A 10,095-nucleotide genomic window follows, 5' to 3' on the forward strand; every position below is an offset into this window, starting at 1 on the left:
TCGTGTAAATAGAACAGTTACAAAGCTTAATGATGTTGTCTATTTTTGATTGAGCTTTTAACTAGATACATTTGTGGCATCGTTATCAATCTTTTCATTTATAATCAGGGGCATCAGGAGGACTTATGAACTACTGGGGACAAGCTTACGGTAAAAACATTACTGCGACAGACGTGATTACAGACAACCATCTTTTGCTAGCTAGCAATCAGTTTTGTAGCAGTTGCCATCACACAATTGACCAAACTCCCACCATCGATCTGAAGTATGAGTTTGTGGCAGCGACTAAAAAGGAAATTGCCTCTCAACAGCACTTGCCAGAGCGTTTAAAACTGCAATTATCCTATGGTTTTCCCCCGGTAGAATGCAGAATATGCCGTCCAATTATTGGTCAAATTCTTCTTCGTCACATTGGCCTAGTTCTGCGTCGGCTCGAAATGATTGTCAGCCTGTTTTAGGATATTATCGATACACTTTAGTGAAGCAGCCCCGACCTTCTAGCGGTGGCGGTAAATTATTTTAGTTGACGGTAATTGGTGCGGCGGTGTGGTTCTGGTTTGTTCGCTGATTGTCCGGTAATTGAGAGGGCGAGCAATGAGGTATTTTCTCCGGTTTTTATTAGCTTTACTAATGGCCGCGCTTTTGGTAGTAACCTATGGAAGTATACAAGCTGTTGGCAATGAAAATTCACAACTTGAAAATGTAAAAAAGATGGCATCTAGAAAATCTAAACGCAGCAATCAAGTTAAACAAAATGACCTTCAACTGAAAGAAAATAGCCTTCAACTGAAAATGGAATGGCCAAAAATTGTGGCAATATCCATCCCCGAAAACAAGCCCGGTGTCACTGCTGAATTCAGCTTTACTGTCAGCCTTACTAATAATACACCAGCCCCTGTTCCCTTGGCTATAGATTATGATGCTTTAATTCCAGAAATATTCGGACCAGATGGTCAAGCACTGCACCGAATAGAACCGATAAATAGGCAAATTGGGAACGGAGAATATCATGGCTCGTTAGTTGGGGTCAGACAGCAGATATCCACCTCTATGGAGGGAAGACTGTCTTGGCAAAATAATTTACTTCAACTGATATTACATCGCCCCACCTACGATGAAAGCCCTATTGATATCGATAAATCTTGGTCTTTTGATACTCTTGGGTCTGGGGAATATCAGGTTCGATTCACTTATGAAACTCCGACTGGGATAATAGTATACACAAATCCATTCACTCTTTTTAACATTAAAGAACTACTAGATGGAAAAGAAGTGCCTCTAGAGAGAATAGAAGTAACTGGGAGAGGTCAGTTGGTAACTCCCTTCGCTAATTTTCGCCTACTTCAACCTGTGGGATTGAATAACAGCGCCGTGGAAGTAGATGGTATTCGTTTTGAAACTTTCATACCGGAGCAATTGTTAACCCTGCCACATAAGAATGACAATTCCTACCAATCTGTACAGATTGGTATGCGGATTACCAACAACACACCAACCCCATTTTACTTCAGCTTTTATGGCAGTTTTTACCCAGAACTTATAATGCCAGATGGTCAGGTACAGCGAAGAGGCTATGCTACCGACTGGATGAGAGGGCCTGAAGAATCTGACTTTCTGTTAGTCACACCTGGAAAGAGTGTGACATTTTTTCCAGATATCAGCCTCTTCTCGACTAACCATAGCCAATTTTCGCTTGGTGTCTCTAGCGGATATGGTGGCTCATGCTCTTTTGACCAACTCAAGCCAGGTATATATCACTTCCGCTTCCAGTATTACAATACGAGTGATACCATACCGAAGAAAAATCTTGCTGGGGAGTCGATTGAAAGTCTGCCAATAGAAAAAGTTTGGACTGGGTGGGTGGATACTCCCTTTGTTGAATTCCGCTTAATCGAGCTTTGAATGGCGAATCACTATTTCTTTTTGTTTAATTTGCCCAATAGGTAAAAACAATGCAATTCAGAAAACTTTTCTTCGTATTATCAACTAGCTCCATTATCATGCTTTTTGGGCAATCTAGTAGTGCGTTTACTCTCAGACAGAATGCAGGAATACTCATATCTAAATCTAAGTTGCCCAATGGAACAGGCTATACTTCTTTAATTGCACTCGATCCCGATGGGCCTATTAACTTAAATAAGGCTAACCTCTTCGTTAGCGAGATAAAACGAGGAGGTACAAACAGCTTCCTAGACACTCTCAGAACAACTTACAACGTAGCAACAGGTTGGACTTTTAAGAAAGGAAAGAATTTAAAAGGGAGTTTTAATGTAAGGCTTCAGTACCCATGCGGTATTGACACCGATTGTGGTTTGGGGACTAAAGTAACTCCAACAAGTAAGCAGAATCCACTGACCCAAAAGCTGGGGGGAATTGGCTCTACAATTAGTTTGAATTACGTTCCCCTAAAAGGAAGCAAAAGACAGCCGGATCCTAAGAATAGCCAAAATTTATATTGGATTCAGCGGGTTACCACTAACTACCCGTATGGAATTGGAAGTGTCGGTAATACGATAAGCTATATTGACAACATTCGTAATGGTAGCAATAATTTCACTCCATACTATGGTTCTGGTAATTTCATACAGCCAAATGGTTTATTTGAAGATCGCCCTTATCGACCCAGTAATATCATAAATTTAACTCAAGATTATTTCTGGACTGCGGAACTTTACCTCGCTCAATCGAATCCATACAAGGCACAAGAAATCACGATTTATAACGGAGTCAAATGGGGTTGGGTGTACAAATATGTTCCTGATAAAAATAAAAAACCCGTACCTGTTCCCGTTCCAAAGCCAACTCCGACTCCAGTTCCATTTCTAATTCCAAATCCAATTCCAAATCCATTTCCACCAATTCCAAATCTAAATCCATCTCCATCTGCACTTTGTCCGCCAGGTTTCTCTCCTAAAAGCGGTAGCACGATTATCGCCAGCAGTAGCAGCGGTGGCGGTGGCATTGGTTGTGTGGCATCATCATCATCATCATCACCATCACCATCACCAACACCAACACCATCGCCTACTCCCATCCCCAGCCCGCGTCCAGCACCGAGTCCGCGTCCAGCACCGAGCCCGCGTCCAGCACCGAGTCCCCGTCCAGCACCAAGTCCACGTCCAGCACCCAGTCCGCGTCCAGCACCAAGCCCGCGTCCAGCACCAAGCCCGCGTCCAGCACCGAGTCCCAGGGGTGGCGGTCGTCCGATTCGGGCGGTTCCCGCTTCTTCTCTCAGAAGCGCTAATGCCCTTACCTTGGCCCTGAAGCCACTTTTTGACAGTGCTGCCAAAGGTAACAATAACTACGCCACCGATTACGTGGACGTAGCTAGCGTCAGTCGCGACTTACTTTTCAGTCCTGAACTATCATCAACTGCCAACAACTCTGAAGATGTAAACGTAGCTAGCATCAGTGGCGAACTGCTAGAAAATCCAGAACTATCATCAACTCCTAGCAGCGAAAAGAAAGTGGATTTAACTGACATCAGCAGCAATCTACTTCTTGATTCAGAACTATCATCAACAGACAACGAAAACCAAGTAGATTTAGCAAGCATCAGCGGCGACCTACTGGAAGACCCCGAATTATCATCAACCGACAGTAACGAAAACCAAATTGATTTAGCCAGCATCAGTGGCAACTTACTTGAAGACCCCGAACTATCATCAACTGACAGTAACGAAAATGAACTTGATTTAGCCGGCATCAGCAGCGACTTACTGGAAGACCCCGAACTAGCCTCAAAGGATAGCAACTCCCTAGCTTCTAAAAACCCTGACGACGATGCCCTCCCCGCCGAAGCCGTTCCTGAACCCACCAGCGGCTTAGGTACTCTCTTGGCACTCAGCGGATTAGGTCTACTTCTCAAGCTCAAAAACAGGAAAAACAAAGAGTAATGAAAACCCTCTACACCATCCTGTATGCCCTCAGCATCATCCTCATCAACCCTTGGGGAACCAGCCGCGGCCTCATCTGGACATCGCCCAAAGTATTGATTATTTGGCTAATAATTTCCCTCAATATCGGCCTTTTATTATCGCAAAAAAAATCCCTCGCGATTCCCCAAAACTGGAAAAATAGCTTCATACTTTGGACGATATTTCTCTCAATAGGAGCCATCTCTACCCTGCACAGTCCCTTTCCTTTAACATCTTTTTTCGGTCAAGACCAAATGGGAGACGGTTGGCTTTACTGGCTGTTAATCGCGGCCTTTACTCTCAGCAACAGCTTGCTCCTCATCGCACGCCCGCAACTGATAAATTCGCAATTCCAAGGATTGCTAATTGGTGGCATCATCCTTTCTCTGAGTATCTTTCCTCAAATTATTGACTGGCGGATTGACTACACCGCTACAATGGGCAAACTAATCAGAGAAGATGTTCTAGCCAGCAGCATTTTTCAAGGACAGCAACCTATAGGATTGTACTCCCATCGCGGACACGCATCCATAGTTTTAGTGTTGACGGCGATTACTGCGATTGTTGGTTGGTTTTGGAGATTTACGACTACTAAATTAACTGCAATTACTTTGATTTTAACTGTTCCGGCACTGCTGCTAACTTCTACCCGCAGTGCAATTGTAGCTTTGATTGTTGCCAGTGCTTATTTGCTCGATCGCCCTTATTACAAAATTCTCATCGGCATAGCCCTGATAGGAGCCCTCGCTGTGGGCATCATGACCGTCAACCGACCCCTCAACTGGCAAAAACCGAGCATCGAACAAGTCATGTCCAGCCGTTCCCCGATGTGGGAACTTGCAGCTAGAGGCATCAAAAAACGCCCGTTATTTGGATGGGGATTCGACGGATTAGGGATTGCCTATCCCTATATCAGGAATCCTCAAGTAACTCCTATAGTTGTCAACTTGAACGAGTTTACCTACGACTATATTAACATAAAAGGTGAAATTAGCACCAGAGAAATTCCTACTTATAAAGCTCACAATTTGATTTTGGATACAACGGTTTCAGTTGGTGTTTTGGGACTGATTGTTGGCATCGCACTTTGGGGATATTATTTATATTTAGCGCTCCAATCCTCTGTTCGCGGGATGGCAGCAGTTGCTATTGCTTATCTGGTTTTCGCTGTGACTTGGTTCGACTGCGCTCAATACGCACATCTGGTATGGTGGACGCTCAGTTTTGCTGGAGTTAAACATTTTCGTTTTCAAGGTAGTGAGAAAAGAAGATTAGATATTTTGCCTAAGTGTTTGCTGGATTGAGAAACCGCAGATGTCAGGCAAATAAACACAGATATAGCCTTTCTCAGAAAGATGAGGTGCTCTCGTGGGCATAGGGCATAGGGCATAGGGCATAGGGCATAGGGCATAGGGCATAGGGCATACCTCACTTTTTTGAGAAAGGCTATACATTCATTCGAGATCATTTTTTAAAATTATCTTCGTCTATCAGTCTTAATCTGCCTTGCATCTGCGGTTGACATATCCATTAAATAAAGATTTATGCAATAAGTCTAGAAAAGAAGCAAAAGGCAAAAAGGAAAAGGCAGATTTTAATTGTGATATCAATTCCCAATTCCCAATTCCCAATTCCCAATGCCAACTAACAACTGACAACTAACAACTGCCAACTGCCAACTGCCAACTGCCAATTGTCAACTGCCAACTGCTTCAATGTACTGACTGTCTAACAGAAAAGCACCTTTTTCAAAGCGAATGCCCCAATAATTGCCGGGACGCCGATCGATCACAACACCCTCAGCGCCGATAGCAATTAAATTTGCAGGCCGCAGCATCGGCATCGGTTCGGCAGTTTTCACGTAGGGCGGCATCGCCACAACTCGCACTTTTTGACCGATCGTAAATTCTTTTTCCATGAGTTTTGCGCCTCAAAAAAACACTGCGATAAATGAATTTCAACAGGGATACGCGGATGGATTTAATTATCTTACTATCTCTCCAATGTTATGGAGTTTTACAAGGTTGGGTTTATTCTATAAAATTAAACAAATTTCAGTCTCCAAGGGGCGGATGGGAAAGGAATATTTGTGTTTGATTAATTAGGAATGGATAATAAAATGGGGAATCATGAAGCACGATCGAGGGAATTACGGCAAAATTATTGATATTTTAGGCTTCCATCTTCGTTATATTCAAGTTCATGATATTTTCCCCCTAACCCTAAGTCATAAACACATCGTTGGTAGTTTTTGGCTCCCATGTCGAAAGGGTTAGTCCTGTTCAATCTTGCCCATTCAGCTATCTTTAGCTGGTTAGTTACCCCTGAAGCATCGGCTACGGTTTTGACAATCCAATCAAACATTTTTTTCTCTAAGCTGTATCTCGCTCTACCTGTCTATATTAGCTATATATTCACCTATAGGCAATCATTTTTTTCCTCTATCTAAGCTGTGTCTCACCCCTAACTCGGCCGATCGCCCGTAACACCCCTGACCGATCGCGCTACAATTGTCTATTGGGATGGAAACGGCCGATCTAAAAGTAGGGGATAGTTGCTATGGCTACAAGTCGTCGCATTGAGCGCGTAGCTTCAATGATTAAGCGGGAAGTCAGCCTGATGCTGCTGAACGGCATTAAGGACGATCGGGTAGGTGCAGGTATGGTTAGCGTTACCGATGTAATTGTTTCGGGAGACCTTCAGCATACAAAAATCTTTGTCAGCATTTACGGTACTGATGAAGCAAAAGCCGAAACTATGGAAGGTTTGAAATCGGCAACTAGCTATGTCCGCAACCAGTTAGGCCAGCGGGTGCAACTGCGCCGGACACCGGAAGTGATATTTCTCGAAGACCGTTCCCTGGAACGCGGGGATAAAATGCTGTTACTGCTGAATCAGCTTTCTGCCGATCGCAAACCCGGTATATTTGATGACGAAGAATTGGCGGATGGCAATGAAAATGATGATGATCAAGATTTAAAAACAGACGAGGATTAGTCTCTGAAGCTAGTCAACAGTCAACAGTCAACCGCCAACAGTCAACCGCCAACAGTCAACCGCCAACAGTCAACAATTCCCAATTTCCCATGATTGACAATCTTTCCTTGCCCGAATTAGTAGCCCAGATGTTCGTGGTGCGCGCTTCCGGCTACTTGTTCGACCACCAAATTCGCTATCGTTCATGGGAACCAACAGCCGACAAACTCCGCCATTATCTGGAAAATTTGGGCGTGGGTGGGGTGATTTTGGTCGGGGGAAGTGCTGCGGAATTGGCCGTTCGATCGCACCAATTGCAGTCTTGGGCAAAATTTCCGCTGTTGTTAGCGGCTGATATTGAGGAAGGTGTCGGCCAGCGCTTCTCGGGGGCGACTTGGTTCGCGCCGCCGATGGCTATTGCTGAAATTGCGCGCCGCGATGCAGCAGCGGCCGATCGCTATGCGGAACAAATGGGCGCTGTGACTGCGATCGAAGCTAGGGCGATCAATCTAAATTGGATTCTCGCACCAGTCGTTGATGTTAACAACAATCCCGACAATCCCGTGATTAACGTCCGCGCTTTTGGCGAAACACCGGAAATTGTCGGCAAATTAGCCAGTGCTTTTATTCGCGGCGCGGGCGAACACCCGGTTTTGACAACAGCTAAGCATTTTCCCGGCCACGGAGATACGGCGGTTGATTCTCACTTGGAATTGCCGGTTTTGCCACATTCGCCAGCGAGATTGGCCCAGGTTGAGTTGCCTCCTTTTGTTGAGGCGATCGCGACGGGAGTCGATGCAATCATGAGTGCTCATTTGCTGATTCCGGCTTGGGATGCGGAGTTTCCTGCTACTCTTTCTCGCAAAATTTTGATCGGGAAGCTGCGACAAGAGTTGGGATTTGAAGGTTTGATCGTGACTGATGCTTTGGTGATGGGCGCGATCGCCAATAAGTACGGCACTAGCGAAGCTGCTGTTTTGGCCGCCGAGGCCGGTGCCGATGTTTTGCTGATGCCGCTTGACCCGGAAGCGGCAATTTTGGCTGTCTGCGATGCTGTCACTCAAGGGAGGATTCCTATAGCACAAATCAAAGAATCTGTCAAGCGAATTTGGAAGGCGAAAATTAAGGTGGGTTTGTCTATAAAGGAAAAGCAAACAGCAGTAGATTCAAAATCGATCGAGTCGATTGACTTGCGTTTGCTGGCAAATCCACAAGCAAGGGCAACTGCTGTCGATATTTTGCGAGATTCTTTGAAATTTGGCCCAAATCTACCTTTAGTCCCCAAAAAAACCTCAGAAAATCAATTTTTGCGGAATTTGATTGTTGTAGATGATGTTTTGAATTGCGAGTTTTTGGGCAATCACACTCCGGCAATTGCCCTGCCCGAAAAGTTTGGTTACGAATTGCAACTAATTGACGATCGCACAGGTGCGATCGTTGATAATGCAAGTGCAGAGCATTTCTTTCCAACACTGCTGCAAATTTTTATTCGCGGTAATTGCTTCAGAGGCAGTGCGGATTTAACGAAAGCCGCTCGAGATTGGTTTGAGAAATTATTAAGCACAGGAGAACTGCAAGCTGTAATAATTTACGGTAGTCCCTACGTCTTAGAGCAATTTTTGCCACATTTGCCGAACAGTATTCCTTATGTATTTTGTTTCGGGCAGATGCCCGCAGCGCAATCTCTCGCTTTAGAATTGCTGTTGGGTACTGACAAATGACAAAACCGACAATCCTTGAGTTGTGCGACTCTTGAATATTTCTTTTGCTGGCTCTGAACTTAAATCGATATACCCGGTTTCTCGCCAGAAATTTTGTCGCCATCAGCAAAGCATTTAGAAACCGGGAATCGGGCACTGATGTCTGAGTCGCGAATAGAGTTTTGTAGCAGATTTGCCTGTTCGTCTCGAACATCTGTCGCGTCTCAAAATCCGAAAACAGATCCGATCGCTTGCTAGTCATTCTTATAACTTTTTTAAATCAATCGGTAAAGAGTATCTGTGTATACAGAAAAAAAAATAACTTACATATTCGGAAGTTTGGATTATATTATTACCAGGGCCATAATTTTTTTTAGTAAAACATTGAGGGCGCATTATGATTCAGTCAACTATTCACCAACTCCACTACTCTTTAGATGTACTCCAAGATGAAGCGCGTCATCTCGTTCACGAGGGCGTACTGAGCAGACAACAACCTATCTACACGCTTTGTCAGTTCATCCCGCCCCGCGAATGGTCTTGCGTCGAGGGAGAACTCGAAAAATGCGACTTCTTGCTGCGCGATCGCATCGCTGACCTAATCGGTTCCGAAAACTGGGACAATGACTAAAGTTGGGTTCTGTTAAATAAGTTTGCAACTAAGTTTGCAAGTAAACTCCGCCTGTGTTAAAGATACTTGATTCTTTAATCCTGGGAATTTTCGGCGCGCAAATTTTCCAGTTGAACCCTGAGCGCTGCCATCTGTGCAGTTAATTCTTGAATCTCTTTTACCTCAGGCTGTACAACCGAATCGCCTGGAGTGTCAGTTGCTGTATCTGAATGATTCGAGACGGATTCGCCGTTACGTGCATTGTCCCTCACGCCCGGTTGAGAGAAAATTGTATCGACAAAATTCCGCGCTTCTCGATCGGTCATTTCTCCTTTTTCCAGCAACTCATCCGCGAGAAGGCTCAAATCTGACTGCTTGAGCTTGTCCAGATTTTCTTCTCGCTTTAAGGGATCTTGCAATGTGTCAATTAAAAAGGAAGTTGCACCTAAAGTCAGGTGAAATCCAGTTTGCAGCATTTGAGGCAGGTTGTCGGGATTCATCTAAAGATGCCGCTAAAACGTTGTTCGGAGTTTATGGTACGCTAGTTTCGCACAGGTGGCGAGTTCACCGCTGCTATAGGCGTGCGAACTAGTCGGTCGCGATCGCCCGGAATCAGGAAATATCAGCTTCTCGGGGACGCTGTTCCTTTGTGAACATACTCACTTTACCATTACTTTGCAAATTCAGAAATGTCAAGTGTAAAGTTTTGTAAAAATTTTTGTAATCAGGGGTCGGAAGATCCCCACAGGAACGATCGGGTAAGTCGATTTGAGGTTGACTCGAGTTAAGGATACAGCGCCTCACCGGTGGAGGGGTCAAAGATAAATAGCCGATCGAAGTCAAGCAGTACCGTCACCCGATCGCCCGAACGCCAGCGAACACTCGCAGGTAC

General features: G+C 44.7%; 11 protein-coding genes. 7 read left to right on the forward strand and 4 right to left on the reverse strand.

Annotation, left to right across the window (positions count from 1 at the left end; genetic code table 11):
• The first annotated feature begins 125 nt into the window (after positions 1 to 125).
• Both IQ270_RS01410 and IQ270_RS01415 read left to right on the forward strand, forming a co-directional pair.
• Positions 126 to 458 carry a hypothetical protein gene (locus IQ270_RS01410; RefSeq protein ID WP_193971243.1) on the forward strand — a complete coding sequence of 111 codons (333 nt, stop codon included), beginning with the start codon at positions 126 to 128 and terminating at the stop codon, positions 456 to 458.
• A gap of 136 nt (positions 459 to 594) precedes the next feature.
• Positions 595 to 1,902 (forward strand): hypothetical protein, encoded by a 1,308-nt coding sequence (locus tag IQ270_RS01415; protein WP_193971245.1) that lies wholly within the window; start codon positions 595 to 597, stop codon positions 1,900 to 1,902.
• A gap of 814 nt (positions 1,903 to 2,716) precedes the next feature.
• Here IQ270_RS01415 and IQ270_RS01420 read toward each other — a convergent pair.
• A complete protein-coding gene (locus tag IQ270_RS01420; protein ID WP_193971247.1) occupies positions 2,717 to 3,289 on the reverse strand; it encodes a hypothetical protein in 573 nt (190 codons plus the stop codon).
• Here IQ270_RS01420 and IQ270_RS01425 point away from each other — a divergent pair.
• Positions 3,255 to 3,896, forward strand: coding sequence for a PEP-CTERM sorting domain-containing protein (locus IQ270_RS01425; protein ID WP_193971249.1), 642 nt, complete (start codon positions 3,255 to 3,257; stop codon positions 3,894 to 3,896). The genes IQ270_RS01420 and IQ270_RS01425 overlap by 35 nt on opposite strands.
• Positions 3,896 to 5,221 (forward strand): O-antigen ligase, encoded by a 1,326-nt coding sequence (locus IQ270_RS01430; protein ID WP_193971251.1) that lies wholly within the window; start codon positions 3,896 to 3,898, stop codon positions 5,219 to 5,221. The genes IQ270_RS01425 and IQ270_RS01430 overlap by 1 nt, the downstream gene beginning before the upstream one ends.
• A gap of 392 nt (positions 5,222 to 5,613) precedes the next feature.
• Here the strand turns inward: IQ270_RS01430 and sipA are convergent, their stop codons facing one another.
• Both sipA and IQ270_RS01440 read right to left on the reverse strand, forming a co-directional pair.
• Entirely contained in the window at positions 5,614 to 5,835 is a 222-nt protein-coding gene (gene sipA / locus IQ270_RS01435; protein ID WP_193971253.1) for a regulatory protein SipA, read from the reverse strand.
• Positions 5,836 to 6,077: 242 nt separating this feature from the next.
• Complete coding sequence (locus tag IQ270_RS01440) at positions 6,078 to 6,281, reverse strand: hypothetical protein (RefSeq protein WP_193971255.1); 204 nt, start codon at positions 6,279 to 6,281, stop codon at positions 6,078 to 6,080.
• A 195-nt stretch (positions 6,282 to 6,476) separates the two neighbouring features.
• On the opposite strand from IQ270_RS01440, the gene rbfA reads away from it, so the two are divergent.
• From rbfA to IQ270_RS01455, 3 genes are all read left to right on the forward strand, one after another.
• A complete protein-coding gene (gene rbfA / locus IQ270_RS01445) occupies positions 6,477 to 6,914 on the forward strand; it encodes a 30S ribosome-binding factor RbfA (protein ID WP_193971257.1) in 438 nt (145 codons plus the stop codon).
• An 89-nt stretch (positions 6,915 to 7,003) separates the two neighbouring features.
• Positions 7,004 to 8,614, forward strand: coding sequence for a glycoside hydrolase family 3 N-terminal domain-containing protein (locus IQ270_RS01450; RefSeq protein ID WP_193971259.1), 1,611 nt, complete (start codon positions 7,004 to 7,006; stop codon positions 8,612 to 8,614).
• A 376-nt stretch (positions 8,615 to 8,990) separates the two neighbouring features.
• Positions 8,991 to 9,224, forward strand: coding sequence for a DUF4327 family protein (locus tag IQ270_RS01455; RefSeq protein ID WP_193971261.1), 234 nt, complete (start codon positions 8,991 to 8,993; stop codon positions 9,222 to 9,224).
• 74 nt (positions 9,225 to 9,298) lie between these two features.
• On the opposite strand, the gene IQ270_RS01460 is transcribed toward IQ270_RS01455, so the two are convergent.
• Positions 9,299 to 9,703 carry a hypothetical protein gene (locus IQ270_RS01460; protein WP_193971263.1) on the reverse strand — a complete coding sequence of 135 codons (405 nt, stop codon included), beginning with the start codon at positions 9,701 to 9,703 and terminating at the stop codon, positions 9,299 to 9,301.
• Positions 9,704 to 10,095 lie beyond the last annotated feature (392 nt).

The organism is Microcoleus sp. LEGE 07076, from assembly GCF_015207455.1.
Lineage (GTDB): Bacteria > Cyanobacteriota > Cyanobacteriia > Cyanobacteriales > Microcoleaceae > Microcoleus.